29 protein-coding genes and 1 pseudogene are annotated in these 26,676 nt (G+C 66.6%); 14 read left to right on the top strand and 16 right to left on the bottom strand.

Going from position 1 to position 26,676, the window contains the following annotated elements; all coding sequences use genetic code 11:
• Nucleotides 1–54 precede the first annotated feature (54 nt).
• Nucleotides 55–855 (top strand): aldose epimerase, encoded by an 801-nt coding sequence (locus tag A5780_RS05380; RefSeq protein ID WP_064907862.1) that lies wholly within the window; start codon nucleotides 55–57, stop codon nucleotides 853–855.
• A 32-nt stretch (nucleotides 856–887) separates the two neighbouring features.
• Here A5780_RS05380 and A5780_RS05385 read toward each other — a convergent pair whose 3' ends face one another.
• Nucleotides 888–1,367, bottom strand: coding sequence for a MarR family winged helix-turn-helix transcriptional regulator (locus tag A5780_RS05385; RefSeq protein ID WP_227462992.1), 480 nt, complete (start codon nucleotides 1,365–1,367; stop codon nucleotides 888–890).
• Nucleotides 1,368–1,452: 85 nt separating this feature from the next.
• Between A5780_RS05385 and A5780_RS05390 the strand changes: the two genes are divergently transcribed.
• From A5780_RS05390 to A5780_RS05400, 3 genes are all read left to right on the top strand, one after another.
• Nucleotides 1,453–2,235, top strand: coding sequence for a dioxygenase (locus A5780_RS05390; protein ID WP_064907863.1), 783 nt, complete (start codon nucleotides 1,453–1,455; stop codon nucleotides 2,233–2,235).
• A gap of 28 nt (nucleotides 2,236–2,263) precedes the next feature.
• The gene (locus A5780_RS05395; RefSeq protein WP_064907864.1) at nucleotides 2,264–2,794 is read left to right on the top strand and encodes a DoxX family protein; all 531 of its coding nucleotides are present in this window, start codon (nucleotides 2,264–2,266) and stop codon (nucleotides 2,792–2,794) included.
• Nucleotides 2,795–2,982: 188 nt separating this feature from the next.
• Complete coding sequence (locus tag A5780_RS05400) at nucleotides 2,983–3,342, top strand: nuclear transport factor 2 family protein (RefSeq protein ID WP_064903280.1); 360 nt, start codon at nucleotides 2,983–2,985, stop codon at nucleotides 3,340–3,342.
• Nucleotides 3,343–3,467: 125 nt separating this feature from the next.
• Here the strand turns inward: A5780_RS05400 and A5780_RS05405 are convergent, their stop codons facing one another.
• Nucleotides 3,468–4,067, bottom strand: a complete 600-nt coding sequence (locus A5780_RS05405) for a dihydrofolate reductase family protein (protein ID WP_064907865.1) — start codon at nucleotides 4,065–4,067, stop codon at nucleotides 3,468–3,470.
• Nucleotides 4,068–4,213: 146 nt separating this feature from the next.
• On the opposite strand from A5780_RS05405, the gene A5780_RS05410 reads away from it, so the two are divergent.
• Entirely contained in the window at nucleotides 4,214–5,230 is a 1,017-nt protein-coding gene (locus A5780_RS05410) for a sigma-70 family RNA polymerase sigma factor (RefSeq protein WP_369829509.1), read from the top strand.
• Between the two features lie 79 nt (nucleotides 5,231–5,309).
• Nucleotides 5,310–6,572, top strand: a complete 1,263-nt coding sequence (locus A5780_RS05415; RefSeq protein ID WP_156769368.1) for an SMI1/KNR4 family protein — start codon at nucleotides 5,310–5,312, stop codon at nucleotides 6,570–6,572.
• A 67-nt stretch (nucleotides 6,573–6,639) separates the two neighbouring features.
• On the opposite strand, the gene A5780_RS05420 is transcribed toward A5780_RS05415, so the two are convergent.
• On the bottom strand, nucleotides 6,640–7,275 hold the full coding sequence (locus tag A5780_RS05420; protein WP_063018607.1) for an MBL fold metallo-hydrolase: 636 nt from the start codon (nucleotides 7,273–7,275) through the stop codon (nucleotides 6,640–6,642).
• Nucleotides 7,276–7,531: 256 nt separating this feature from the next.
• On the opposite strand from A5780_RS05420, the gene A5780_RS42965 reads away from it, so the two are divergent.
• Together A5780_RS42965 and A5780_RS05430 are read left to right on the top strand one after the other, a co-directional pair.
• On the top strand, nucleotides 7,532–7,858 hold the full coding sequence (locus A5780_RS42965; protein ID WP_227462993.1) for a MarR family transcriptional regulator: 327 nt from the start codon (nucleotides 7,532–7,534) through the stop codon (nucleotides 7,856–7,858).
• 218 nt (nucleotides 7,859–8,076) lie between these two features.
• The gene (locus A5780_RS05430) at nucleotides 8,077–9,198 is read left to right on the top strand and encodes an epoxide hydrolase family protein (RefSeq protein ID WP_064907871.1); all 1,122 of its coding nucleotides are present in this window, start codon (nucleotides 8,077–8,079) and stop codon (nucleotides 9,196–9,198) included.
• 210 nt (nucleotides 9,199–9,408) lie between these two features.
• On the opposite strand, the gene A5780_RS05435 is transcribed toward A5780_RS05430, so the two are convergent.
• Nucleotides 9,409–9,633, bottom strand: coding sequence for a hypothetical protein (locus tag A5780_RS05435; protein WP_036525741.1), 225 nt, complete (start codon nucleotides 9,631–9,633; stop codon nucleotides 9,409–9,411).
• 102 nt (nucleotides 9,634–9,735) lie between these two features.
• On the opposite strand from A5780_RS05435, the gene A5780_RS05440 reads away from it, so the two are divergent.
• Entirely contained in the window at nucleotides 9,736–10,353 is a 618-nt protein-coding gene (locus A5780_RS05440; protein ID WP_064907873.1) for a TetR/AcrR family transcriptional regulator, read from the top strand.
• A gap of 84 nt (nucleotides 10,354–10,437) precedes the next feature.
• Here the strand turns inward: A5780_RS05440 and A5780_RS05445 are convergent, their stop codons facing one another.
• The gene (locus tag A5780_RS05445) at nucleotides 10,438–11,214 is read right to left on the bottom strand and encodes a glycoside hydrolase family 19 protein (RefSeq protein WP_064907879.1); all 777 of its coding nucleotides are present in this window, start codon (nucleotides 11,212–11,214) and stop codon (nucleotides 10,438–10,440) included.
• A gap of 578 nt (nucleotides 11,215–11,792) precedes the next feature.
• Nucleotides 11,793–11,927, bottom strand: a complete 135-nt coding sequence (locus A5780_RS38860) for a recombinase family protein (protein WP_227462991.1) — start codon at nucleotides 11,925–11,927, stop codon at nucleotides 11,793–11,795.
• A 118-nt stretch (nucleotides 11,928–12,045) separates the two neighbouring features.
• Here A5780_RS38860 and A5780_RS05450 point away from each other — a divergent pair, with 118 nt between their 5' ends.
• Entirely contained in the window at nucleotides 12,046–13,233 is a 1,188-nt protein-coding gene (locus A5780_RS05450) for a hypothetical protein (protein WP_231982858.1), read from the top strand.
• Here the strand turns inward: A5780_RS05450 and A5780_RS38865 are convergent.
• The 10 genes and pseudogenes from A5780_RS38865 to A5780_RS05495 form a co-directional block, all read right to left on the bottom strand.
• Nucleotides 13,220–13,514 (bottom strand): annotated as a pseudogene (locus A5780_RS38865) (transposase); the annotation flags it as partial. The gene A5780_RS05450 and the pseudogene A5780_RS38865 sit on opposite strands and share 14 nt — an antisense overlap.
• Nucleotides 13,515–13,598: 84 nt before the next feature.
• The gene (locus A5780_RS05455; protein WP_064903297.1) at nucleotides 13,599–13,919 is read right to left on the bottom strand and encodes a hypothetical protein; all 321 of its coding nucleotides are present in this window, start codon (nucleotides 13,917–13,919) and stop codon (nucleotides 13,599–13,601) included.
• A gap of 177 nt (nucleotides 13,920–14,096) precedes the next feature.
• Nucleotides 14,097–14,924, bottom strand: coding sequence for an SDR family NAD(P)-dependent oxidoreductase (locus tag A5780_RS05460; protein WP_064907881.1), 828 nt, complete (start codon nucleotides 14,922–14,924; stop codon nucleotides 14,097–14,099).
• 37 nt (nucleotides 14,925–14,961) lie between these two features.
• Nucleotides 14,962–15,951, bottom strand: coding sequence for a PDR/VanB family oxidoreductase (locus A5780_RS05465; RefSeq protein ID WP_064907976.1), 990 nt, complete (start codon nucleotides 15,949–15,951; stop codon nucleotides 14,962–14,964).
• 39 nt (nucleotides 15,952–15,990) lie between these two features.
• Nucleotides 15,991–17,196 (bottom strand): cytochrome P450, encoded by a 1,206-nt coding sequence (locus tag A5780_RS05470; RefSeq protein ID WP_064907887.1) that lies wholly within the window; start codon nucleotides 17,194–17,196, stop codon nucleotides 15,991–15,993.
• Nucleotides 17,197–17,861: 665 nt separating this feature from the next.
• Entirely contained in the window at nucleotides 17,862–18,641 is a 780-nt protein-coding gene (locus tag A5780_RS05475) for an SDR family NAD(P)-dependent oxidoreductase (protein ID WP_064903304.1), read from the bottom strand.
• Between the two features lie 37 nt (nucleotides 18,642–18,678).
• Nucleotides 18,679–19,923: a TetR/AcrR family transcriptional regulator gene (locus A5780_RS05480; RefSeq protein WP_082940619.1), complete on the bottom strand. Its 1,245-nt coding sequence runs from the start codon at nucleotides 19,921–19,923 to the stop codon at nucleotides 18,679–18,681.
• A gap of 54 nt (nucleotides 19,924–19,977) precedes the next feature.
• Entirely contained in the window at nucleotides 19,978–20,394 is a 417-nt protein-coding gene (locus A5780_RS05485; protein WP_064903306.1) for a MaoC/PaaZ C-terminal domain-containing protein, read from the bottom strand.
• The gene (locus A5780_RS05490) at nucleotides 20,391–20,846 is read right to left on the bottom strand and encodes a MaoC family dehydratase N-terminal domain-containing protein (protein ID WP_064907888.1); all 456 of its coding nucleotides are present in this window, start codon (nucleotides 20,844–20,846) and stop codon (nucleotides 20,391–20,393) included. Before A5780_RS05490 ends, A5780_RS05485 begins: the two co-directional genes overlap by 4 nt.
• Nucleotides 20,846–22,030 (bottom strand): lipid-transfer protein, encoded by a 1,185-nt coding sequence (locus A5780_RS05495; RefSeq protein WP_064907889.1) that lies wholly within the window; start codon nucleotides 22,028–22,030, stop codon nucleotides 20,846–20,848. The genes A5780_RS05490 and A5780_RS05495 overlap by 1 nt, the downstream gene beginning before the upstream one ends.
• Before the next feature lie 240 nt (nucleotides 22,031–22,270).
• On the opposite strand from A5780_RS05495, the gene A5780_RS05500 reads away from it, so the two are divergent.
• Genes A5780_RS05500 through A5780_RS05515 form a run of 4 tightly spaced genes read left to right on the top strand, consistent with a single transcriptional unit; the run spans nucleotide 22,271 to nucleotide 26,619 of the window.
• Entirely contained in the window at nucleotides 22,271–23,122 is an 852-nt protein-coding gene (locus tag A5780_RS05500) for an SDR family NAD(P)-dependent oxidoreductase (protein WP_369829510.1), read from the top strand.
• A gap of 14 nt (nucleotides 23,123–23,136) precedes the next feature.
• Nucleotides 23,137–23,976, top strand: coding sequence for an enoyl-CoA hydratase-related protein (locus tag A5780_RS05505; RefSeq protein ID WP_156769369.1), 840 nt, complete (start codon nucleotides 23,137–23,139; stop codon nucleotides 23,974–23,976).
• A 37-nt stretch (nucleotides 23,977–24,013) separates the two neighbouring features.
• Entirely contained in the window at nucleotides 24,014–25,003 is a 990-nt protein-coding gene (locus A5780_RS05510) for a hypothetical protein (RefSeq protein ID WP_064903316.1), read from the top strand.
• A 47-nt stretch (nucleotides 25,004–25,050) separates the two neighbouring features.
• Nucleotides 25,051–26,619 (top strand): AMP-binding protein, encoded by a 1,569-nt coding sequence (locus tag A5780_RS05515; protein WP_064907892.1) that lies wholly within the window; start codon nucleotides 25,051–25,053, stop codon nucleotides 26,617–26,619.
• The last annotated feature ends 57 nt before the right edge of the window (nucleotides 26,620–26,676 follow it).

Consider the following 26,676-nt stretch of genomic DNA (forward strand, 5'->3'; position numbering starts at 1 on the left):
CGCGGTCCGGTGCGGCCCCCTCGCTATCGGCGTTCGAACCGTATTGTCCAGGGAGTGACCAACGCCGAGCAGATCGTACGACTCGCCCAGGGCAACGCTGCTGTCACCATCGACCCTCGCAACGGATGCCGGATCAGCGGCATGACCGTTGACGGCATCGAATTGCTCCGCCAGGGAACCGAATACGGCGCCTTCCTGATGGTGCCCTGGTGCGGCCGCCTCGCTTACGGCCGCTTTCGCAACGGTGGCGTCGTCCACCAGATGCCGGTCAACCACCCGCCGCACGCCATCCACGGCACCGGACGGGACTCCGCCTGGACCACAACCCAGGCAGACGACACATCAGCTGCATTCACCGTCGACCTTGCCGACCCGTGGCCTTACTCCGGCCGCGTCACGCAGCGGGTCGAACTCGGCGAACACTCTGTGACACTCAGTCTGGGGATCGAAGCCTCGGCGGATTCGTTCCCGGCGCAGGCCGGCTGGCATCCCTGGTTCCTGCGCAACCTCGGCAAGGGTGGCGATGTCGAGATCGACTTTCACGCGTCGTGGCAGGAATCCCGTGGCCCGGACTACCTGCCCACCGGTGAGCGCATCGAACCCCTGCCCGGTCCCTGGGACGACTGCTTCGGGATGCCCGACGGCGTCGACGTCACCCTCGCGTGGCCTGGTGCTCTCGAACTGAAGGTCACCAGCGCCGCCGAATGGGTCGTCATCTACGACCAGCAGCCCGGGGCGGTTTGCGTCGAACCGCAGAGCGGGCCACCGAACGGCCTCAACACCCTGCCGCGACTGGTCACGCCCATCGACCCTCTCGAGATCTCCATGACCTGGAGTTGGCAGCGCCTGACATAACAGGGCCGAACGACTCGGCAGCCGGCGGCATGTCAGGGCCGGCTTCGGCCTTTGGTCTGGCCTTCGGCTTCCTGGATCCGGCGTGCGACTTCGCCGAGGCCGTCGGCGAGGGCGGTCAACTGTGTCGGTGTGAGAACGTCGATCAGCAGATCGCGGACCAGTGTGACGTGCCCGGGGGCGGCTTGTTCGAGTGCGCGGCGGCCCTTGTCGGTCAGGGTGGCGGTGACGCCGCGGCTGTCGCCGGGAACGGTCCCGCGGCAGACCAGCCCGGCCTTCTCCAGCTGATCCACCTGATAGCTCAACCTGCTCTTGGAGTTGATCAGCGAGTCGGCGAGCGCGGTCATGCGGAGGGTGCTGTCAGGGGCGTCGGCCAGCCGGACCAGCACCTCGTATTGCCCGTGGGACAGTCCGGCATCGCGTTTGAGCTGGCCGTCGATCTCTCGCTCGAGCAGCGCCCAGCCGGAGAGCAGCGCCTTCCAGGCGCGCATTTCCTGGTCGTCGAGCCATCGCACGGGCTCAGTCTACCCATCTTGTTCGAATTTGAATAAAGGCGTACTATCGCCGCATAAGGTTCAAATTTGAACAATAGGAGGTGTGATGACTGCCGAGCGGACAGACCGGATGCCGGTTTTGTACTTGTCGCACGGTGCGCCACCGCTGGCCGACGACCCGATCTGGCCCGAACAGCTGGCGCAGTGGTCGGCGGCATTGCCGAAACCGAAAGCGGTGCTGATGGTTTCGGCACATTGGGAAGACGCGCCGGTAACGCTCGGGGCAACCGAGACGGTTCCGCTGGTGTACGACTTCTGGGGCTTCCCGCAGCACTACTACGACGTTCGTTATCCAGCACCGGGCGCGCCGGAGTTGGCGGCGCAGGTTCGGAAGTTGGTGCAAGGTCCGGGGACGGCGGTGCGGGAAGCGCCGGACCGGGGCCTGGATCACGGTGCGTACGTGCCACTGGTGGAGATGTATCCGGAGGCAGACGTTCCGGTGCTGCAGATGTCGCTGCCCACTCTCGATCCCGCGGAGCTGATGGCGCTCGGGCGCAAGCTCGCTCCGGTTCGGGACGAGGGCGTACTGATCGTGGGCAGTGGATTCTTCTCGCACAATCTGCGGGCGCTCACCGAAGACGGCTCCGTGCATCCGGTGATGGCCGAATTCGACGAGTGGGGCCACGGCGTGCTCGCCGCGGGCGATATCGATGCCCTGCTCGACTTCGAGAACAAGGCCCCCGCAGCGCATCTCGCGCACCCGCGCACCGAGCACTTCGTCCCGCTGTTCGTCACCCTCGGTGCGGGCGAAGCCGACCTCGCCACCCAGCGCAGCGTCATCGACGGCTTTTGGCACGGCCTCGCCAAACGCTCCATCCAACTCGGCTGAATCACTCACCCCGACAATAGGAGTTTCCATGACCAGCACCACCGCGACCGCCCCTGTGGCGCACGCCTCCAGCCAGGTCGGCTATGACGCCGGGCTGCTGGTGTTGCGTCTGGTGATCGGCCTGACCGTCGCCGCGCACGGCACCCAGAAGCTCTTCGGCTGGTTCGGCGGCGGCGGCATCTCCGGCACCGGCCAATTCTTCAGCGCCAGTGGCTATCCCGCGAGTGACGCCATGGCGGCGGTTGCCGGGCTCAGCGAAACCCTCGGCGGTCTCGGCCTGGCACTCGGTCTGCTCACCCCGTTGGCGGCGGCCGCCGTGCTGGGCGTCATGATCAACGCCATCGAGGTGCACGGAACCGGTTCGTTCTTCGCCCCCAAGGGTTTCGAATACGAATCGACCCTCGCCCTCGCCGCTGCCGCGCTCGCCCTCACCGGACCCGGCCGCTTCTCCGTCGACCACTACCTTCCAGTGCTGCGCACTCACCGGCTCGTGTACGGCGTGGCGGCGATCGTGCTGGCCGTAGTCGCCGCGAGCATCGTGCTGCGGGTACGCAACTGACCTGCCGTCACTGTTCGGCTTCCGTCCCGGGACCGGGCATACCGCCCCGGCGCCGAAGCGGCCGCCCTGGCACCGCAACGAATCCGGCGCCTCGGTCGGTGCTTCGACCTTGCCGGGACGGACTGTGAAGATCAGCCGAGTGTGAACGTCCTGGCGCGGATGCGGCGCCGGCTGGGAGAGTGTTCCCCATGGAGAACTTGCGGGACGCCGAGCGCCGACTCCAGAGCGCGCAGCTCGCCGGAGATGTCGAGGCGCTGGATCGGCTGCTGGATGATCGGCTGATTTTCACCTTCGGTGCGAACGTTCAGACCAAGGCGGACGACCTGGAGCTGCACCGCACCCGAGCGCAGGTGGTGACGAAGGTGACCGAGGAGGAGTTGACCGTGCTCACCGACGGGCGTACCGGGGTGACGTGGTTTCTCGGCACGATCGAAGGGACCGTCTCCGGTACGCCGTTCGCGGCCAGGATGCGCTACACCCGCACTTGGCTGTACGACGAGACCCACGGTTGGCGAATCATCGCCGTGCACGCCAGCACGACTGATTGACGCAGCCGAGCTGCACTTTCGCGACCGTGTGCCAGCCCTTCCAGAGATGATGTCCGCCGGCAGTTGGCATCGAGTCCTACTGCTACCCAGTTACTTTCGTTCCTGCCGAACCGGCTGATGGGGCGTTAGCCTTGCGCGAGTTCGTAGCTGTAGTACACCAGGCCGTCACCGAGCTGTCGGGTGTCGACCAGGTGTAGCGGCTTCTTGGCGCCGCCCTCGTCGAACAGCCGCCGGCCGGTTCCCACCACCACCGGAAAGACGACCAGCCGCAGTTCGTCGAGCAGGTTGTGTTCGATCAGTGTGCGTCCGAGCCGGTAGCTGGCGTAGATCAGGATGTCCCCGTCCACTGTGCCCTTCAGCTCCGAAACCTCCTCGACCGCGTCGCCGCGCAGGACGGTGACGTTGCTCCACCGAGGGTCCTCGACAGTCGAGGACACGACGTATTTGGGCATGCTGCGCACCCTGTTCGCCCACTCGGGGCCCACACGGCCCTCCGCCAGGTTCTGCTCTGTCATCCGGTCCGCGAACCACTCATTGGTCCGCCCGCCCAGAAGCAGCACCTCGGCGTCCAGCGCCTCCCGCGTCTCACGGACGGTCCAGTCTTCGAGGTCCTTGGCTCCTACGAATTTTTGGAACCAGCCGCCGTGTTCGAAGCCCTCCGCGCCGTCCGGGTCTTGGACCACTCCGTCGAGTGTGACGTTCGAGGTGAGGACGATCTTTCCCATTTCCGTGCTCCTTTGACGAGGTTGTCGGTTGTCACGGGTGTGGACGCCGCGACATCGGAAAAGGGGGTGATGCCCGAGCGCCCCCTTCGCGCAGCGGCCGGCGTCCGTACAGGATGGAAACGCACACGCGGAGAAAGGTGGCCGGAGTGGAGCTGGCGAAAACAGACCTGATGTCGCGGGCGCGGGCCGGCGACGGCGAGGCGTTCCGAGCGCTGACCGAGCCGCACCGTCGCGAGCTACAGGTGCACTGCTACCGGATGCTCGGATCGTTTCAGGATGCCGAGGACGCTCTTCAGGACACCATGTTGGCGGCGTGGCGGGGCCTCGACCGATTCGAGGGCCGCGCCTCGGTTCGCACGTGGCTGTACCGCATCGCGACCAACCGGTGTCTCGACGCGTTGCGCGCCGAACGCCGGCGTCCCGCGAAGCAGTGGGACGTTCCGGGAGTCGAACCGCCGGAACCGACGGGTTTCGGCGAAATCCATTGGCTCGAGCCCTATCCCGACACCCTTCTGGACGGCGCGATCAGTGTGCCGCTGGGTCCGGAGGCCCGCTACGGGCAATCCGAATCCATTTCCCTGGCGTTCGTGACCGCCCTGCAGATTCTGCCGCCTCGCCAGCTCGCCGTTCTCATCCTGCGCGACGTCCTCGGATTCCACGCCAACGAAGTAGCCGACATGCTCGATACGACCGTCGAATCGGTCAAAAGCGCCCTCAAACGCGCACGGGCGGGCATGCGACATCGACTTCCGGTGACGGCTGCCGGAGCCCAGCCGCCCGCCGCCGGCTCGCCTGCCGAGAACGCGCTCGCGGCGAAGTTCGTCAGCGCCTACGAATCCGCCGACATCGATGCGTTGGTGGCGCTGTTGACCGACGACGTCTTCATGTCGATGCCACCGATTCCGTTGGAGTACCGGGGCCGAAACAGCGTGGCCCGCTTCTGCGCCCTCGTTTTCGGCTCGGGACGGAGATTCGAACTGGTGCCGACGCGAGCCAACGGTCAACCGGCGTTCGGTGTCTACCTGCACACCCCCACCGGTAGTCAGGGAGTCGGCCTGTTCGTGCTCACCCTCGCCGGCGGCCGAATCAGCGCCATGACCCGCTTCGAGGAGAACGTCCTCCCTACGTTCGGGCTGCCGCTATCCCTGCCACGTGCACGGTAGAACGCCGTCGACTCATGCCGGCTACCGCCGCACATCGCGCACATCCCGGACCCCGGCCGGGCAGGATTCGGGCGATCCGATGACGTTGGCGCACACCGACGCAGCCGCCCCCCTGACCGGGTATCTTCACGACCGTGACCTGTCCGACGTGGTCCCTGGTTCAGGTCGCGGGTACGCTCGGGCCGCCAGGGCAACCACCAGCGGCTTTGTCCCGCAGCAGAACTCAAACAGATCTCTCACCACGCGCTACGCCATATCCGTTGGATATTCGGTTATTACCACCGGAACCGACTGTGGTTCAAAGAAATTCGGAAGGAGCCCGGGGATGCACGCATCGGTTTCCCGGCTGAAGGGGATCATGGCGCCCTCACCGCTGCCCGAAGCGGTGTCGCCGCCGTGGGACGACATCGAATCGGCCTGTGGGGTCCGGCTGCCGTCGGACTATCGGGATTTCATCGACAACTACGGCAACGGCAGGATCGGCGAGCTGTACGTGCTGTACCCGGCGTCCCGACGGCTCAATGGTGAGGTTCGGCTCACGTCGCTGATCGACAATGCCCAGGATCTGGTTGCCAACCAGGTTTTCGACTACGACGACGACGGCAATCCGCTCGTCGGTTATCCGGAGCCCGGTGGCCTGCTCCAGTGGGGTGGCAGTACCAACGGCGACATGTTCTTCTGGGTCACCGAAGGTGAGGATCCCGACGGTTGGACGGTGCTCGCGCATCTCCACGGCCCCGCGGTCTGGGCCCGGTACGACGGTAACATGGTCGACTTTCTGACCGAACTCGTGACCGGTGAATACCTTTATGCCCCTTCGGTACTCGGCTCGCACGCCGGACACGTGCTGTGGACGATGATCAGCGACTGGAAACACCGCTACGGCGGGCCCCCGGAGGCTTCCCTCCATGGCTGCGACGATCGTGCCGGTGTGCAGCTGAGCGCAGGTTCACCGTTGCCGTGGCGCCGTGTCGAGATTTCGGGTGGTGATCAGGACGTCTTCGGGCGAACCGGCGAAGTCGTTCCGCTGATAGCCGCCGACGGTGCGACGACGATCCGGCTCGGTGGCGGCGGCCTCGCGCCCGGAATCGCCTATCGGCTGTTCGCGTGGGCACACACGGACGAGGACGCCGAGGCCGATCTGCTCGAAATAGTCTGCGACGGAATGATTGTCGCGCGCGGAACCCTGTCGGAGTCGCCACGGTCGCGCATGGCGGAGGGCCGGATTCTCGTCCCCGCCAACACGCCGGACGCGGTGGTACAGATCCGTGTCCGCAGCGAGAAGCCGGCAGTCACGCTACGCACCTTCTACCTAACCATCAACGGGACACTGGGGAACTGACTGGCGTCAGGCGTCCGCTTCCAGCTCAGGGATCGCCTCGTGCAGTTCTTTCCACCTTCTGGTTCTTTCACAGATCGATGCTCTGGCCAGGGGGTAGGACCGTGATTTCGGTGCCGGTCAGGCCGGCCAGGAGGGTTCGGGTGGAGGTTTGGCCGAGTTCGCTGAGCATGAGCTCGTGGATCTGGATTACCCGGCGAGGCTTGACCGCGCGCAGGTAGTCGGCCGCCTCGCCCAGTTTGGTCCAGGGCCCGCTCGTGGGCAGTAACAGGGTGTCGAGGGGCACCTCGGGTACGAAGTAGGCGTCGCCGGGGTGGAACAGCGTCTCGTCGATGAGGTAGCCGAGATTGTCGACGCAGGGGATGTCGGCGTGAATCGTGGCGTGGCGGTCGCCGTGGACACCGACGGTGAAGCCGCCGACGCTCAGGTCGTCCCCGGTGGTGAGGATTTGCACCCGCCCGCCGTGGCTGCCGAGCTTGTCCAGCACCGCGCGCGGTCCGAAGATCCGCAGTTCCGGATCGTCGTCCAGGGCGGCTGCCAGCAGGCTGTCGTCGAAATGGTCGAAGTGCTCGTGGGTGATGAGCACTGCTGCGGCCCCCGTGACGGCGGCCTTCGCGTCGGGGGTGAACGTGCCGGGGTCCAGCACGATTCTGGATCCGTCCTTCTCCAGGGCGACGCAGGCGTGGGCGTATTTCGTCAGTTGCATGGTGGTTCCGTTCCTGCTCGGGCGTTGTCGCACGATTCAAAGTATACAGTTTTGCTGTATATGTCGAGCGTCGTGTACTTGCCCGGGTTGCTGTTGCTGCGGCCTTCGGCGCAGTGGGTCAAATACAGCGGGGCTGTATAGTTGATCCGTGGCGGACCGAGATCACTTGGCGGAGCGGCTGCGGGTCTCCATCGGCAGGTTCGTGCGTGCGACTCGCGCGCATGCCGACACTCTGCCGCCACCTCTTGCGGAGACTATGGGCCTGCTCGATCGTGAAGGTGATGCCTCGACGGCGTCCCTTGCCCAGTGGCGTGGGGTACGCCACCAGAGTCAGAGCCGGGCGGTAGCGGATCTGCAGGCCAGGGGGTATGTCGCCCGACGGGACGATCCCCGGGACCGTCGCGGCTTCCTCGTGACCCTCACCGAGCAGGGACGCGCTGCCCTCGACCGAGATCGGGAGGCCAGGCGCGAATGGGTCGCCGAGGCCATCGATGCTCTCCTGAGCGCAGACGAGCGGGCGCAGCTCAGCGCCGTCCCTCAGCTCTTGGACCGACTGTCCGCGTACGAGGGCGATCGTAGGTGAACTATCCGGCGCATCATTTCGAGCTTCGATCCGCCGGACGCTTGCCGCGGCCTGGGGCGGCAATGCGAAAAAGATTGTGCTGTCGGCTGATTCGTACGCTGGTGAGCAGGTGTGGTACGACGTGGAGCCCGCGATGACGGTTTACACCCTGCGAGCGGATCGGCGGTTTCACCGTGACACATCTGATCCGACAAGTCTTGCCGAGGAAGGGAGCCCCAGTGACCGCCGAGCCGTTCGAAGTCGGAATCACCGAAGCCGAGATCGCGGATTTGCGTGAACGATTGCGAAGGACGCGGTGGCCCGAGGCCGAGCCGGTGGACGACTGGTCGCAGGGTTTGCCGCTGTCTTATGCGCAGGAGCTGTGCCGTAGCTGGGCCGAGGACTACGACTTCGGGTTCGCCGAGCGGCTGAACGTGTTCCCGCAGTATCGCGACACGATCGACGGGCTGGGCATCCACTTCCTGCACGTCCGCTCGCCGGAGCCGGATGCGTTCCCGCTGGTGCTCACGCACGGGTGGCCGGGTTCGGTGCTCGAATTCCTGGAGATCCTGGGCCCGCTGACCGACCCGCGCGCGCACGGTGCGGACCCGGCGGACGCGTTCCACGTCGTCGCGCCGTCGTTGCCCGGATACGGCTGGAGTGACAAGCCGTCGACGACCGGGTGGGGCGTAGATCGCACCGCGCGGGCCTGGGACACGTTGATGGTCTCGCTGGGTTACGAGCGGTACGGCGCGCAGGGCGGTGATTGGGGTTCGGCGGTGTCCGGCGCGCTGGGCGAGGTGGCGCCCGAGCGGGTCGCCGGCGTGCACCTGAACATGGGGTCCGTGGCGGCGGGCACGTTCGACGATCCGACGCCCGCGGAGCTGGCGAACCTGAAGGCCGCCAAGGAGTTCCGACGCACCGGCCGGGGATACTCGGCGATTCAGGCGACGCGGCCGCAGACGCTCGGCTACGGCCTCACCGACTCCCCGGCGGGCCAGGCCACGTGGATCGCCGAGAAGTTCTGGGCCTGGACGGACAACAATGGTCATCCCGAGGACGCGTTGTCGCGCCAGCAGATCCTCGATGAGATCTCGGTTTATTGGTTCACCGCGTCGGCCACGTCGTCGGCCCGCCTGTATTGGGAGAGCTTCGCCGCTTTTCGCGACAAAGTCACCGCGCCGTCCGGGTTATCGGTCTACCCGCGCGACATAACCCGCCCGTCGCGGCGGGAGGCCGAGCTGCGGTTCACCGACCTGCGCTGGTTCGAGGAACTGCCGCGAGGTGGCCACTTCGCCGCGCTGGAGCAGCCGAAGTCGCTGGTCGAGCAGGTGCGCGGCTTCTTCCGCCTCTTCCGCTGACGGTCTGACCCAACCGACTGCGCCGGCCCAGTCCGCCAGCATCTCAGGAGCGCCGCCGCGAGAATCCGGACCCACGCGTGCCCTCTCACGTCGATGACGGTGAAAATGGCGTCGGGAGTGTCGAATTCACGCATTGCGTGCCTCGCGCTGGTGTGCGGCCCTCATCGGGGTGAGCCGGGACATCGACGCCATTCCGCACATGCCCGCGTGTCACCGGTGAACATGTCGGGCGAGGACGCCGAGCAGACGGGGGACGACGACGTACACCGCGGCCGGAACCACGAACGCGGTGAGTACGAGTGCGCGCAGCACGGGATGCCAGCCGGCCGTGAACGGTGCCATCGCGGTCATTCCGAGGGCGACCATAGGGAAGATCGCGAGCCAGGTGACGGCGGCGCGGACGTGCACGGATGGGGCGGGAACGGTGGTGCTCACAGTGACTCCTCAAGACTCCAACTAGATGGTTGTAGATGTGAGTAGACACCTCCGGGAGAAATTCTGCAACTGTTTAGTTGGAGAATTTGCTAGTCTGGCCGCATGGCCTGGGACACCGAACGCACCCGACGATTGCTGCTGGACGCCGCAGTGGCGGAATTCGGTGAGCGCGGGCTGGCAGGTGCGCGCGTGGACCGCATCGCGGCCGCTGCGGGGGTCAACAAGGAGCGGATCTACAAGTATTTCGGCACCAAGGATCAGCTCTTCGCCATCGTGATCGCCCGGGAAATCGGCGAACTCGGTGAGGCGGTTCAGGTCGAAGGGGAGGGAACCGCTGCGGTGATCGGTTATGCCGAGCGGTTCTTCGATCACCTCTGCGACAAGCCCGCATTGGCGCGCCTGCTGTTCTGGGAGAGTCTGGAATTGGGGGCACCGGTGGCCGAATCCGAGCGGCGCGAGAGCATGCTGGGCAAGCTTCGAAGTATCCGCGACGCCGTGCCGGAGCTTCCGGAATCCGCTGCGAGAGAACTACTTCTGACGATTCTGTCGCTGTGTTACAGCTGGCATGCGTTGCCTACCCTGGATCGCCTGGCCACCGCCACGGAGCCCGACGCTGCCCGGCGGTCGGCCCGGCGTACGGCGATCGGCGAAACGGTGGCGGCCGAGCTGGCGCTACACGTGTCCGACGACGCCTCGGTTACGCGGCAGTGGTCGGGATAGGCGCCGCGACCCCTGGTGCGCACTGCGCAACCCGTTTCCGGATCACCGAGCGAGACATTCCGATCAGCGGCGAGCCTGCGCGGCTTACGGGCATTTCAGGATTTGGCATGCCTGGATGAAGTGTTCACGCCGGACGTCTCTTCCGTTGGAACCGCCGTTGATGATGCGTGAGACGGGATCGATGCTCGCGGGGTCCTGGGGGTGCGCGTTGTCGGCGGCGGCGTTGAGGTTGTGGGTGTTCCAGTACCACGCGGCGGTGGCGAACGCGTACTTCGGATCCGCCACAAGCTCGGGGTGATTGACGAAGTCGACACCGAGCGCCTGGCTTGCGCGTTCGTAGTTGTGGCGTCCGGTGAGTTGGAGGCCACCGCGCCCTTTGTACCTGGGGCCGTCGCCCGGTTGGGTGTTGCCGAGATCTGCCCGTCCGTTGTAGTCGCTACCGTCGCTGTATTCGGTCAACGTGGCGAAACCGGCGGTCTCCTGTCCGACCTGGGCGAGGAAAGCGGCGGCACGCTGCGGTGTGTCGATACCGGCCGACTGCATCGCGCTGTTGATGTCCGGTAGCCAGGTGGTGACATTCGCCTGATCGGCGCCGGGCAGCGCCGCGGGGGCCGCGATGGGCGGAGGGGCCGGGGCCGAGGCGGGCTGAGGGGCCGGGCCGGGTGCCTGAGCTGCTCCGGGCGCGCCGGCTGCGGCGACGGTAGTCGCGAGCGCCTTGATATCGATCGCCTGTGCTGTGGACGACTGGCCACCGCCGGCCGTGGCGATGATGGTCGCTGCCGCGGTGGCGGCCAGCGACACGGCACCGGCGGTGCGGACGATCGAGGTCATGGATCTGCGGCGTGTGGATGTTGCGGACATGCGGTCTGATTCCTGTTCTCGACTGTTCGGGCACACAGCGGGCAGCGAGCAGCCGGGCGGGTCCGAATGAACTCGCCTCTGCACGGAGTGCTGTGGGGATGGCCTGACCCGGAACGACCGAACTGTCGCGATGCTGCGGGCGCTGCGCTGTGCCGCGCCTCGACCGGAGTCGGGCGCGCGTCCTACCGCGATCAGTCCGCCGACCGGTTCCTCACGCCGAAGGCGCGGCTAGAATTTGGCGGCGGTTTCAATTGGGAGGTGCGAATTACGATTCGCAAGGCACATTCGGACCAGGTAGCCGAACGTATATCCATACGATAACGCTCCGGCATCACTCCGACAACGACGAGACGTCGGAAGCGGAGCCGCGCGATGGTTGGTTACCACATTTTCAGGCGTCTGACCGAGGGGACTTTCCTAAACTATGTCGCCGCTCACAGTTTGCGGTTTTGTACTCCAGATCACGTTCACATCACGACGGCCGTTACGTGTTCGAGCGTCACGAGGCCGGACGGGGGCGTATTTCGCCGGCCTGGTCGGCCCTTCGCTCGCGCCTCGGCCATGTCTTCGCGGGTTCGTCAGTGGCCGAGGTTGGCTTCGAATTCGGCGACCATCGCCAGGGTTTGCAGGAAGAGATTGCCGAACGGATCGTTCCCGTCGTTGATCCGGCTGCCGAGCCCGAAACGCACCTCGCGTTCACGCAGTCGAACCACCGCTCGAATCGTCAATCATCAAGTGGCGCAACAAAGCTCAACCCGCATCGATCCGGATAGGCGCGGCGGAACAGCCGTTCGATCGAAGTCGCCGCAGCGGTAGTGATCTACTGGATTCATGGTGGCAGGGGAAACTCCGGCGACGCTCACCGAGGCACTGCTGGCGGGCCCACGGGGTCGTCGTCTTCTCCTCGAGTACGCGCGCCTCGCCGACGAGCGTGTGCGCGTCGAACACACGCAGGACTCCTTCTGCTCCGGAGTGTTCTACGCCGCTCACCAACTCGACGCGGGAAGCGGAGTCGCATGCGTCAGCTACGGACCCGGCGCCGACCAGCCCCTTCCGCGCGTTGCCCCCGAACACGTGGCGCGACTGCTGGCGGACGTGCCGCTGCCCGATGTGACGAAAAAGGACCTGCATACCGCGCTCGCGGCGACCACAGATTCCGCCCGGTACTGGCAGGAGCCCGAAGGCGAAGATGTTCTCGCCATGACGGACCCGATGCTTCCAGAACTGCGACGCGTCGCCGAACACCTCAGTGCGTCGGAGCACGCTCGGTGGTGGACCACCGGCGTTGTTCGCGACGAGCAGTGGTCCCTGAGATGGGGCAAGCGACACGACAGCGTTCCTTCGGTCGGGAAAGTGCTCACCACATGGCTGGACCGGGTCGTTGCAGAGGAGAAACGCGCGGCGCGAGAACGCCCCACCGATCCGACAGCCGCCTACTCCGGCGTGTGGTGGTCGTCGCCGCTCGGTGTTCCGTGCTCCACGCGGACACTCGATGACGGTTCGCCCGCGTCCCTGTGGTTCGTCGAAGACTCCGCGGGTGAGAATCGTGCCTGGGCTCGGCGACAGATCATCCCGGCAGACATCGATACGTTCGAAATCGACGGCGCTGCCGCCTGGGCGCATCTGTGTCAGCGGTTCCCGCTCGAGGTCACGGCGCAGAAACGCCACGACTGGTACCGCACCACGGGCCGCGACGGACGGTGGGTTCTGCCCGACTGGCATGCCGTAGCCGAGGAGTACGGGGGAGTGCACCTCACCGTTGCCGGCTATCTCGCGGCTGCGGGCATCGCTATCGATGTCGACGGTGACGCGGCGTCGGTGATCGCGGGATGGGCACCCGACGAAGCGTTCTGGCTCACCGGTGACGTCCGCGCCGACGGTGACATCGTCGAATGGGCGCGCGACGACATCAACGAGACGTGGTCCGGCATCCGAAGCGGGGCTGGTGGCCGCAGTGCGAATTCCGGCCGCAGTTGCAAGATCACGAAGTCTGCGCCAGACCCGGGATCTTCACCTTGATGGCATCCACGAACAGGATCGGGTAGACGCGGTCCAGGGGCCGGTTCTCCCCAGTCGGCCATCCCGTCGATCACCTTGTCGGTGATGACCGAGATCGTCTGCTGTGACACCTCGGCGCCATAGACCTCGGCAAGGTGCGCGCTGATCTCACCGTGGGTCAGGCCCTTGGCCGACAGCGACAGCACCATCTCATCCACCCCGGTCAGCCGCCGCTGGCGTTTGCGGACGATCTGCGGCTCGAACGTGCCGGCGGTGTCCCGAGGAATTTTCACCTCGATCGGCCAGAACTGTCTCCGAGGAGATCGAATACCCCAGTCCACGAGTAGACAGGGTTACCGATCGTGACTGCACCTCATGACTGCCGATTATCGGAGGCGCTGTCCACGATCCGAGAAACGGCGTTGTCCCGGGCGTAATTGGCGGGTGATCTGCTCGACCGACTCGGCGAGGACTTCGGCGAACCGGGAGCGGCTCATGCCGAATTGCACGAACAACTCTTCGTCCGGCGGGCCGCCGAAGGGGGACCACGCCTCGGCGAACTCCACGATCTGCCAGGCGTCCGGCCGGGGCCCGCGCTGGGCCTGCGGTCCAGCCGGGATCCGCTCGCGCGGGTGAGGCCGTCGATGGTGCGCGGGGACGCCCCGCCCGGCGGTGATGGCCTGCCGGTTCGGTTGAAAGGTCGTCATCTTCGGTGTCCTGTTCGGTAGCGACGTGCGAATCGCACTCGGCGGGAACGTTTTCGGGTGCGGGCGGAACGCAGGCCGGCCCCGGAGAAGCGGAGGGGCTCCCCGGGGCCGTATGCGGATGCTGTCGAACCGATGGTGGAGTGGATCAGGGCAGGTCGGGGTTCGACAGGTCGGGGGTCACTGGCTTTCGGCCGTGGTCATTCCGAGGTTGCGCATGTCCGGGACGAACGGCTGGTGGGCGAGCAGGCCGCCGTCGACCCGGATCACCTCGCCGTTGATGCCGCGCGAGTCGTCGGAGGCGAGGAACAGGTACGCCTTGGCCAGTTCGGTGGGGCCGTTGAGCGTCGGGTTCATCGTGTGCCGGATGTAGATGTCCTTGATCTCCTGCGACAGTGCCTGCGCTGGGGGAGTGGTGGTGGTGCCGGGGCAGATCGCGTTGCAGCGCACGCCCTCCTTGCCGTACTGGGTCGCGGTGTACTTGGTCAGCGCGAGCAGGGCGGCCTTCGTGGCGCCGTAACCGGTGAGGCTGTTGTCGCCGGCGAAGGCATGCGTGGAGGCGGTGTTGATGATCGAGCCACCGTGTTCACGCAGGTAGGGCAGGGTGTGCTTGGTTACCAGCATCGCGGCGCGCAGGTTGACGGCCAGGACGTTGTCCCAGGTCTCGATGGACATGGTGGCGACGTCACCGTCGTCCATGGGGAAGATGCCCGCGTTGTTGACCACGATGCCGGGGGCGCCGAAGTACTCGACGGTCCGCTGCACCAGCTGCTCGATCTCGTTCTCGTTGCGCAGATCGAGGCCGTACGCGAGGGCGGTCTTCTCGCCGTGCCGCTCGTTGAGGATGTCCGCGAGGCGCTGCGCGCCTTCGATATTGATGTCGGCCACGACCACGCGCGCGCCTTCGGCCGCCAGTTCCGTGGCGGTGGCGCCGCCGATGTTGAGACCGCCCTGCTCGACGAATGTCGCACCGGTGACGATCGCAATCTTGCCTTCTACGCGACCCATTGTTCTCTCCTGTCGAAATATGTGTTCGGAAGTCGGTTCACAGATCCAGGACCAGGCGCTCGCCCAGGCACCGGGATACACAGATGAGGATGTATTCGTTGCTTTCGCGTTCTTCGGGAGTCAGGACCTCGTCCCGGTGGTCCGGCCTCCCTTCGAGGACCGTCTGTTCACACCGGCCGCACATGCCCTGCTGGCAGGACGAGAGCACCTCGACTCCGGCGGCTTCGAGCGTGTGCAGGATGCTCTTGTCCGGCGGAATGGTGATCGTCCGATCCTGTTTGGCCAGAACGACTTCGAAGGCCGCGTCAGTGGCGGTGCGGGCGTCGGCCTTCGGCACGAAACGCTCGGTGTGCAATGCGCCCGCGGGCCGATCGCGGCAGTGTTCTTCGAGCGCTTCGAGAAGCCCGGTGGGGCCGCAGCTGTAGATCGCGGTGTCCGTGGGGGTTTCGGTGAGAACGCGGGCCAGATCGATCAGGCCGGCGCGGTCTTCGGGCCAGAACTCGACGCGATCGCCATATCGCTCGAGTTCGTCGCGGAAGGCCATGGAGTCAGCGGTGCGGCCGCCGTAGACCAGTCGCCACATGGCGCCTTGCTCGTGGACGTGCGCGATCATCGGCAGGATCGGGGTGATCCCGATGCCACCCGCGATGAACAGATACCGCTGCGACTCGACCAGGGCGAAGTTGTCGCGGGGCGCGCCGACTCGGATCTTCGTGCCCGCACGCAGCGAGGTGTGGATGTACTCCGAACCGCCCCGGCCCTTGCCGGCTGGCTCGCGCAGCACCGCGATCCGCCACGCATCTGAATCGTGGCGATCGCCGCACAGCGAGTACTGGCGCACCGCGCCCGAGGGAAGGAACACGTCGATGTGAGAACCGGGCTGCCATGCGGGCAGCGCGGCGCCGGTCACCGGTCGCAGGGTCAGCGCTTTGACGCAGGCTGCGACATCCTCGATGCTTTCGACGACGACATCCAGATCATCGGCGGCTTCGCCTGTCGAACCTGCCGAGACTTTCGAAGGTGTCAACGACACGTTCCTTCCATCAGGACACGAGAGCGATAACTGTCAGCGATCCCAGGTGATGGGCAATTCGTCGAGTCCGAAGATCCTGGCGAACTTGACCTTGACCTCGGCCGCGGGCACCGCCAGGCGCAGCGTGGGGATCCGCTCGAGCAGCGTGGTGAACACGATGTCCAGCTCGAGGCGGGCCAGCGGAGCGCCGAGGCAGGTGTGGATGCCGTGGCCGAACGTCATGTGACGGCTGGCGTCGCGGTGGATGTCGAAGCGTTCGGGGTCGTCGAAGACGCCGGCGTCTTTGTTGGCCGCCTCGGTGGACATCATCACCAGCTCGCCCTTGGCGATCTTCTGGCCGTTGATCTCGATGTCCTCGGTGACGGTCCGGGGCAGGTTGCCGATGATGTCGAGGTGGCGCAGCAGTTCCTCGACCGCCTGCGGCATGAGCTGGAGATCGTTGCGCAGCTCGGCAAGCTGGTCGGGGTGCTCCAACAGCGAGAACAGGCCGAGGCCGATCATATTGCCGGTCGTCTCGTGCCCGGCCATCAGCAGGAAGGTCGACATGCCCGCGACGTCGATGACGGTCAGCGCACCGGAGTCGATGTGCTTGACCAGCAGGCTGATCAGGTCGTCGCCGGGCTCGGCCTGCTTGATGGTCACCAGCTCGGCGAGGTACATCATGACCGCGCCGATCGCCGCCTCGATGTCCTCGGGAGTGCTGTTCGGGGCCAGCACGGCCCGGGTGCGTTCCTGGAAGAAATCGTGCTTGTCGTAGGGGACGCCGAGCAGTTCGCAGATCACCAGGGAGGGCAGCGGCAGGGCCAGCGCGTCCACCAGGTCTACCGGACCCTCGGAGGCCAGCATGGTGTCGATCAGCTCGTCGGCGATGCGCTGGATGGTCGGGCGCATGGCGGCCATCCGGCGCGGGGTGAACTCCTTGGCCAGGATGCGGCGCAGATCGTCGTGCTGCGGCGGGTCCATGGCGACGAAGAAGCCGGGCACGGCCTGGTCGCCGGCGTCACCGCGGGAGGAGTCGTCGATGCCGCGAACGCTCGTGCGCGGATCGGCGAGCACGGAGCGGACGTTGTTGTAACCGGTGACCAGCCAGCCGGGCGTGCCCTTGAAGTCGACCTTGCGCAGCGCGTCGTCGGAGTAGGTCTCGTACTGCTTCGACAGCGAGAACGGGCACTCGCGACGGAACGGGAACGAGGCGAGGTCGTCGGTGCCGACCTCTGCTTCGGCGGGTTGCGTTGTCATTACTGCTCCTTCGTTGGGGCCGGTGTGCCGTGGGCCGTCGGGGCCGGCGCCGCTCGATGACGAACTGAGAGCCTCCCGGTGATCCGGGGGAACCGGGAGAGCTCGCCCATCCGGTGGAATGTGACGGAGGGCACAGAGTGTGTTAGCGCTCATATCGTGACATGTCGCAAACGACTCGTCAATGGGGGTTGGTGATAAATCTTGTTCGCAGCCGCTCGCGCTGTCGGGAAGTGGCGGATGTGTGCCCGCAAAACTGCTGTTAGAAAGCGAAATTCTGGGTGAAACGAGCGACCTTCGGTAGCCGTTCCTCGCTGTTTCGATCAGCTGCTCCGGGCCCGGCAAACGGCTGTCGTGGCCGATAGAGTTAGTGCCGATTATGAACTTATGGCTTTCTGGTTGTCGCTGTGGACGCGTTGGGCGTAGCGACAGTACGTGGCACGTCGCCTCTGCGATCCGGCCCCGCGCCAAGGCTCAGGTGGTGGGTGGCGCAGCGGAATGCCGACAGCTCGGGCAGCGGTTGCCCGAGGGTCGCTCCGAACGCTCTGAGCCGTCCGAAAGGCACTCGATCGCGCGGCCGTCCGATCACCGCAGCATCGAAACGCCGCAGCGGTGGCCCGCTGCGGCGGCAGCTCAGTACGATTCGGACCGCGCTCGGCGCGGCGTTGTCAGGCGGAGGCGCGTGCGCGCTGGAAATGCGTGAGCAGGTCCGGGTACTTGACCAGGTGTGCGCCGCCGTTGATGTCGAGGGTCTCGCCGGTGAGCCACGCGGCGCGAGCGATGTAGACCGCGGCGTCGGCGATTTCCTCCGGGGTGCCCGGTCTGCCCAGCGGAGTGTTGGCGATGTAATCGTCCTCGAGGCCGGGAACGCTCATCGAGGGGCTGGTCAACGGTGTCATGACGATACCGGGGGCGATGGCGTTGACCCGGATGCCGCGCGGGGCGAGTTCGAGCGCGGAGACCTGGGTCAGCATGGCCAGACCGGCCTTCGCCGAGCAGTAGGCCGCCATCCCGGTTCCCGGCTGCCGGGCATTGAGCGAGGACAGCGAGATGATGACGCCGCCCGCCTCCATGGCGCGGGCCGCATGTTTGACAACGAGGAAAGCGCCGGTCAAGCACACATCGACGACTCGGCGGAACTTCTCGACGGGCAGATCGGTGACCGCGCCCGCCGCGCTGACGCCGGCGCTGTTCACGGCGATGTCGACCCGTCCGTGGGCCGAGCGTGCCGTCTCGAAGAGCTCGCGGACGGAGTCCTCGTCGGTGATCTCCACCCGGGCGGAGTCATGGCCCGCGCCGAGTTCATCGGCGAGTGCGCGGGCCTGGTCGGCATTGCGGTCGGCGACGGTGACCGTCGTTCCGTCCGCGGCCACTGCGCGGGCGATCGCGGCGCCGATGCCGGAAGCGCCACCTACGACTACGGCATGACGCCGTGCTGTCTCTGACATTGCTGGGGTCCCCTTATCGGAGGGTAAAAGTGGATGTTCATCGAATGAGGCTCTGCGGCAGCACCATCGCGGTCGCCAGGGTGGTGAGCTCCTCGGCGATCCCGGGCCGCTGCCGGAACTGCGGAAGCTGCGAGATGTCGGTGACGACGCCGATCACCGCCTGGGCGAGTGCGCGGGCGTCCGCGGTCGTGAGGGCGGGTGCGAGTTCGCAGATGGCCTGCACCCACTCGGCGACGTACTCGCGCTGGGTCTCGCGCATAGCGGATTGTTCCTCGTCGGACAGGTACAGCAGGTCCGTGGCCAGAATCTGCATGATCCGGCCGTGCACACCCAGCGCCTGTCTGATGTAGGTGCGGATGAGCGCGTCGAGCACCTCGCGCGCGTCGGTCGCGTGCGCCAGGGCATCGGCGGTCATGTAGAGCAGCCCTTCGGCGCCTCGCTCCAGGATGGCGCGCAACACCTGCCCTTTGCCGGTCACGTGCTGGTACAGCGTGGCCACCGACATCTCCGAGGCCTTGGCGATGTCGTCGATGCGCACGTCGTAGAAGCCGCGCTCCTCGAACAACCTGGTGGAGGCCTCGATGATGCGCTCGCGTCGTCCTGCCGGGCGCCGTGGCACGGCGGGAGGCAGTGCGACCGCGTCCGGCGCGATGTCGGGCAACGGGCAGTCGATGATCGTCTCGGCCAGGGCCGCTTGGATTTCCATCAACCGCTCGGGTGACAGATGGCCGCGGATATCGGGCGTGTTCGAGTACATGGTGAGCACGGCGAAGCCGAGCAATTCGGCCTTACGCTCGTCTACGGCCGGATTCAGGGCGGTGATCTTCGAGGCGATGTAGTCGCGGTTGGCGGTGAAGTAGCCGCGGAACAACTCGTATTCGGCCTGGAGCAGGTGCCGACGCTCACGCCGCCACAAGGTCGCCTCGTCGCCGTTGGCCGTCAGATCACTGAGCCCTTCGAGGAACAGGTCGAGTTGCTCGCGGGGAGTCGAACCCGTCCTGTCCGCGGTTTTCTCGAGTTCGGCCACCATGTCGGTCTGGCCTTGCAGCGCGCGCACCAGGATGTTGTATTTGCCCTTGAAGTGCCGGTAGACCGCGGGCCCGGTCAGGCCGACGGCGGCGCCGATCTGGTCGATACTGACGTTCTGGTACCCCAAGTCCTGGAACAGACGCGCGGCGGCCCGTGCGATCTGCTCGGTGCGCTGGCTACCTCGCGTGGGCAGGCTCGCGGATTCCCCGTCGGTGTCAGTGTTCGTCGTCGGCGTCGCCGTCGGTCGTGACATGTCAGCTCTTCCCTGTGGGCGCGATCATGCGGCTATTTTCGCATCTTGGGCATGTCATGCTCCTGGCCACGCCACAACTGCTTTTCCGGCCAGCGTCTTGGTCCCGTCCGCGAGTTCGGCCGTCAGGTCGAGATGGGCGCGCTGTTCGCCGTCGACGGTCTCGATGCCGGTGATCTCGGCGCGGAACACAGGTTCGGCGAGAACCGGTGTGATCGCGGTGAATCGGGTGGACAGTTCGAGGATGCGGCTCTGCGGCACCCAGTCGGTGAGCAGTCGGCCCAGGTAGGCCATCGACAGCATGCCGTGGGCGAAGACGTCGTCCATGCCGGAGGCCCGTGCCGAGTCGATGTCGATGTGGATCGGGTTGTGGTCGCCCGAGGCGCCGGCGAAGAGGGCCAGCGTCGTGCGGGAGACGGCGCCGGGACGCAGTTCCGGAACAGACGTTGTCGTGGCGGGTGCGGGTGAGTTCACGAGGTGCCTCCGGGGTTCTTGATGACGCTGACGCTCTCGAGTTCGGCCACGACCGCGCCCTCCCTGGTCACCGTGGTGCGGCGGACCAGGAAGTCGAGCGCGCCACCAGCTTTGGAGTAGGCGTCGACGTAGGCGGAGTCGAACTGCACCCGGTCTCCGGCGTGGACGTCGGCGTAGTAGCGGAATCGCTGCTCACCGTGCAGCACGGTGCCGAGGTCGACGCCGTGGGCGGCGAGATCGTCGAAGACGGGGGAGTTCTCGAGTTCGAGGCCGAACAGGAAGGTCGGCGGGGCGAGCACATCGGGATGGCCCGCCGCGATCGCGGCGTCCCGGTCGCGGTAGATCGGGTTCTGCTCGCCGATCGCGATGGCGAACTGCTTGATTCGGCCGCGTTCGATGTCGGCGATCACCGGCGGCGTGACGACATCGAGGATTGCGTGATCGAGGGACATCAGCCCACCTTCTCGTACAGGGTCACGACGCAGGCGCCGCCGAGACCGAGGTTGTGCTGCAATGCGATTCGCGCGCCGTCGACCTGGCGATCGCCGGCCTGGCCGCGCAGCTGCCACACCAGTTCGGCGCACTGCGCCAGGCCGGTGGCGCCCAAGGGGTGGCCCTTGGAGAGCAGGCCGCCGGACGGGTTGGTCACGACGCGGCCGCCGTAGGTGTTGTCGCCGTCGAGGACGAACTTCTCCGCGGTGCCCTCGGGGGTGAGGCCGAGGCCTTCGTAGGTGATGACCTCGTTGGTGCTGAAGCAGTCGTGCAGCTCGACCACCGGGATGTCGAGCGGGTCGATGCCGGACTGTTCGTAGACCTCGGCGGCGGCCTTGGCGGTCATGTCGTAGCCGGCGACTTTCATCATGTCGGTGGTGTCGAAGGTGCCCGCCAGGTCGGTGACCATCGACTGGGCCCGCACGCGGATGCTCGCGTCCAGGCCGCGGGCGCGGGCGAACTCCTCGCTGCACACGATCGCCGCGGCGGCGCCGTTGGTGGGCGGGCAGCACATCAGCAGGGTCAGCGGGCCCCAGATCTGCTTGGAGTTCATCACGGTGTCCAGGTCGATGGGGTCGCGGAAGACCGCCAGCGGGTTGCGGCCCGCGTGCGAGCGTGCTTTCACCGAGACGCGTCCGAACACTTCGTTGGTCACGCCGTAGCGGGACATGTACTCCACGCCCGCGCCGCCGAACATCTTCGCCGCGCTCGGGGCCGGTGCGTCGCCGCCGGGCCTGGCCGCGGCGATGTTCTCGCCGCGCGCGGTCGGGCTCGGGCGGTCGGCGTAGGCGTTGACCAGTGCGCCGGGCTGCATCTGCTCGAAGCCGAGGGCGAGCACGCAGTCGGCGGTGCCGGAGGCGACCGCTTGGCGCGCCAGCCATAGGGCGCTCGATCCGGTGGAGCAGTTGTTGTTGACATTGACCACCGGAATCCCGGTCATGCCCACCTGGTAGAGGGCGTTCTGGCCCGAGGTGGAGTCGCCGTAGACGTAGCCGACGTAGGCCTGCTGGACATCGCTGTAGTCGATGCCCGCGTCCTGCAGGGTCGCGATGGTCGCCGCGGCGCCCATCTTCTCGTAGGTCTCGCTTTTTCCGGGCTTTGTGAAGGGCATCATTCCGACGCCGCTGATACAGACGTTAGTCATGGGTCCGTCCTTGCTCGAGGGGTCTGGGTCGAGGGAGTGCGCGCCCGAGGGGTGTGCGCACCGTCGGGCCTGAGGGGACTATACATATTCACGACTAACAAATGCTGCATCATGCCTGAGAAAACTCGGCATTGACGGTGAAGTAGTCTGAAGTTAGTATTCACCCCAGTGACCGCAGTCACAGACTGTAGGTGCGAACTATTCCACGCCGGTCGACGCCGATTCCCCGGTGTCGGGCCGATGGCGGCAAATCTCAGGAGGCAGCACGTGAGCGTGCAGAAACTGCAGGACAAGGTTGCGTTGGTTTCCGGCTCGGGCCGTGGCATCGGGCGCGCGGTCGCGCTGAAGCTGGTGTCCGAAGGGGCCAAAGTTGTGATCAACGATCTCGATCCGGAGCCGGCGAAGGAGGTCGTCGCCGAGATCGAGGCGCTGGGCGGTCAGGCCGTGGCCTGCGTCGGCAGCGTCACCGACCCGGAGTTCGCCGATCGCTTCGTGGCCACCGCGTTGGACACCTTCGGCGGCATCGACATCATCGTCAACAACGCCGGCTACACCTGGGACAACGTCATTCAGAAGATGACCGACCAGCAGTGGAACGACATCATCGACGTGCACCTCACCGCGCCGTTCCGCATCCTGCGCGCCGCACAGCCGGTGATCAGCGCGGCGGTCAAGCGCGAGCGGGAAGCAGGCTCGGTGCCCTGCCGCAAGGTTGTGAACATCTCCTCCACCTCCGGCATGCAGGGCAACCCCGGCCAGGCGAACTACTCCTCGGCCAAGGCCGGCATGATCGGCCTGACCAAGACGCTCGCCAAGGAGTGGGGGCGCTACAACGTCACCGTCAACGCGGTGGCCTACGGCGTGATCAACACCCGCCTGACCTCGGTGACCACCGAGGAGAAGACCATCAAGGTGGAGGACCGCGACATCAAGGTCGGGGTGAACCCCGCGGTGATGGAGGCGGCCACCAAGCAGATCGCGCTCGGCCGGGCGGGCACCGTCGAGGAGGCCGCGGGCGCGGTCTACCTGCTGTGCAGCCCCGAGTCGAGCTACATCACCGGCCAGACCCTGGTCTGCGGCGGCGGGCTGTGACCGAGACTCCTGCCGTGACCGAACAGTACGAGGATGTGCGCTACGAGGCGTCCGAGGGCATCGCCGTGGTGACCCTCGACGCCCCGCAGCGTCGCAACGCGTTCCGGGTCCCGATGCTGGTGGATCTGCTGCGCGCACTCGATCGGGCCGACCGCGATCCCGCGGTGCGCGCGGTGATCGTGACCGGCGCCGGGGAGGCCTTCTCCCTGGGCGCGGCGCTGGACGGCCCGGAGACGCTGTCCAAGGCGCTGACCGAGGATGTCGACGGGCACACGCCGACCGGTTACCGCGAACCCGCGGGCCGGATCAGCGAGCGTCTGTTCGCCATGCAGAAGCCGGTGATCGCCGCCTTCAACGGACACGCGATCGGCGGCGGGGCGACGATCGCCGCGGCGATGGACATCCGCATCGGCAGCGAGAAGGCTCGGTTCGGCTTCGTGTTCAATCGCCGTGGCGTGGTGCCGGAGGGCGCGTCGTCGTGGTTCCTGCCCCGGCTGGTCGGGATCGGCCGGGCGACGGACTGGATCCTGACCGGTCGCGTGTTCGACGCCGCCGAGGCCTACGAGGCGGGCTACCTCACCCGGGTGGTCCCCGCCGATCAGGTAATGACCGTGGCCAGGGAGTACGCGAACCAGTTCGTGCGTGACACCTCGCCGACCTCGGTCGCGCTGTCCAAGCGGCTGCTCGCCTCCGCGTGGCAGTACACCCATCCCGGGCCGGCGGCCGCGGACGAATCCCGCGCGTACGCGAGCAGGGTCGATTCGGCGGACGCGCGCGAAGGCATCATGTCCTTCCTCGAGCACCGCCCCGCGGTGTTCCCTCCGCTCGACCCGTCTCCGGCCGAAAAGTTCTGAGCCCGTCCCCGGCCCGAAGGCTGCACCGAGGAGCACCATGACCAACGAACCGTTCACCGTCTGTAAGTACGGCGCCGACGCGGAGGGCACCCACGACTTCGCGGGCATCCCCAACTTCAACGAGAGCGTCTACTTCAACTTCGTCGATCCGGTCTCCCAGCTCGGCGGGCTGGTCCGGATCGGCAACCGGCCGAACCTCGGCTACAGCGAGACCTCGGTGCAGCTGACCCTGCCCGGTGGGGCTATCGCGTTCCGGGCCGGGCGCACCCCGCGCGAGACCAACGACGACTTCTCCGGTCAGGGCCTCGAGATCATCTTCACCGAACCGACTCGCAAGGCCGAGATCACCTACCGCAATACCGTTGCCCGCGTGGTCCATCCGTCGTTGATGGCCGAGCAGGGCCGCATCGCGTTGAAGAACGCGCCGTCGGAGGAATGCGAGATCTCGCTGTCCTACGAGGCGTCGAGCCCGATGTTCGTGATCAACAGCGACGGCGACGGCGACTGCACTCCGGGCAGTTCCACCATCGCCACCGACCATTACGAGCAGTTCGGGCACCTGTCGGGCACCATCCGGGTCGGCAGCCGCACCTGGGTGCTCGACAAGGTCACCTCCTTCCGCGACCACTCGTGGGGGCCGCGCGAGTGGGCCTCCTACACCGGTGAATGGGTGGCGGGCTGGCTCGCCGACGGCACCGCCTTCAGCGCCTACGGTGAATACGAGAAGTCCGGGGTGCGGGTGTCCGCCGGTGCGGTCCTCACCACCGACGGTGTCGCGCACCCGATCACCGAGTACATCGTGCACACCGACTACGCGGGCGAATCCACCTACTCGGGACGCCATGTCGGCATCATCACCGCCGAGGGCCTGCCGACGATCCTCGTCGACGGCGCCATCCGGCACTTCGTCCCGGTCACCCAGCGCACCGAGGACCGCGCCGTGCGGATGGGCCAGATGACCGTCGACCTCGCCGAGGGACACGGCGGCTGGGCGGTCGCGGAGTTCCTGCGGCCGATCCGCCCGTAGGCGCTCACGCCGCGCCACCCCGAACGAACAGCCCGAGGAGTACGCCCATGTATCCCGGCCGCCACGCCGTCGAACATCCCGATCGCCCAGCCATCGTCATGGCCCCCGGCGGCGAGGTCCTGACCTATGCGGACCTCGACGCACGGGCCAACCGGCTGGCCGCGCTGTTACGCGCCGAGGGCCTGGCGCCGGGCGACCACATCGCGCTGTTCATGGAGAACCACCTCGAGATGATCGTCGCGATGTCGGCGGCCGAACGGTCGGGGTTGTTCTACACCCCGGTCAACTCGTTCCTCTCGGCCGCCGAGGCCGCCTACATCATCGACGACTCGCAGTCCAGGCTGGTCGTCACCACGGTGGCGAAAGCTGCTGTCGCGCAAGAGTTTCCCGAACTGTGTCCGCGGGTGAGCCGATGGCTCATGGTCGACGCCGAACCCGGCTCGCCCGCACTGACCGGACCGTACGAGTCCTACCGCGCGGCGGTCGCCGAATTCGGCCCCGAGCCGGGAGAGCGCGAACGGCTCGGCACCCCGATGTTCTACTCCTCCGGCACCACCGGCAAACCCAAGGCGATCAAACGCCTGTTGCCCGACGCGCATCCCGGCGAGATCCTGGCGATCGAGGACTTCGGTCGCACACTGTTCCACCTGCGCGAGGGCATGCGCTTCCTCTCGCCCGCACCGCTCTACCACTCCGGACCGCAGTCGACGGTCGCGATCAGCCTGCGCCTGGGCGCCACGGTGGTCGTGATGGAGAAGTTCGACGCCGAGCTCTACCTCGAACTGATCGAAAAGCACCGCATCACGCACTCGATGGTGGTGCCGACGATGTTCTCCCGCATGCTCAAGCTGCCCGCGGACAAACGGGCCCACGACCTCTCCTCACTCGAGGTCGTGGTGCACGGCGCCGCGCCGTGTCCCGTCGCGGTCGAGGAGGCCATGCTCGACTGGTGGGGCCCGGTGATCTACGAGTACTACGGCGGCACCGAGGCCAACGGCATGTGCGGCTGCACGCCCGAAGAATGGCTGGCGCACAAGGGCACCGTCGGCAGGCCGTTCATGGGCGAGCCGGTGATCCTCGACGAGGACGGCAACCAGTGCCCGCCCGGCGTCGCGGGAACCATCTGGTTCCGCGGTGCGGGCAGCGGCTTCGAGTACTTCAACGACCCGGGCAAGACCGCCGAGGCCAAGGACGCCACCGGGACGATGTCCAAGATCGGTGACATCGGCTATCTCGACGAGGACGGATTCCTGTACCTCACCGACCGTCAGGCGTTCGTCATCATCTCCGGCGGGGTGAACATCTACCCGCAGGAGATCGAGAACCTGCTCGTCACCCATCCGAAGGTGATGGACGCCGCCGTCTTCGGCGTCCCCGACGAGGATTTCGGCGAAGCCGTGAAGGCCGTGATCCAGGCCGTCGATCCGGCCGTGGCGGGTGTGGAGCTGGCCGCCGAACTGGCTGCGTTCTGCCGCGGGAACCTCGCGAAGTTCAAGTGCCCCAAGTCGTTCGACTTCATCGACGAGATGCCCCGACTGCCCACCGGAAAGCTCTACAAGAAACCGTTGCGCGATGCCTACTGGCAGACCGCGGAATCGTCCGCGGCCGCCGGCTGACCGCCTCACCCGCCGACTGTTCCGCCCACCGAGCGCCACCCCGGCGCGGGCGCCGCA

The sequence above is a fragment of the Nocardia sp. 852002-20019_SCH5090214 genome (assembly GCF_001665865.1).
Lineage (GTDB): Bacteria > Actinomycetota > Actinomycetes > Mycobacteriales > Mycobacteriaceae > Nocardia > Nocardia nova.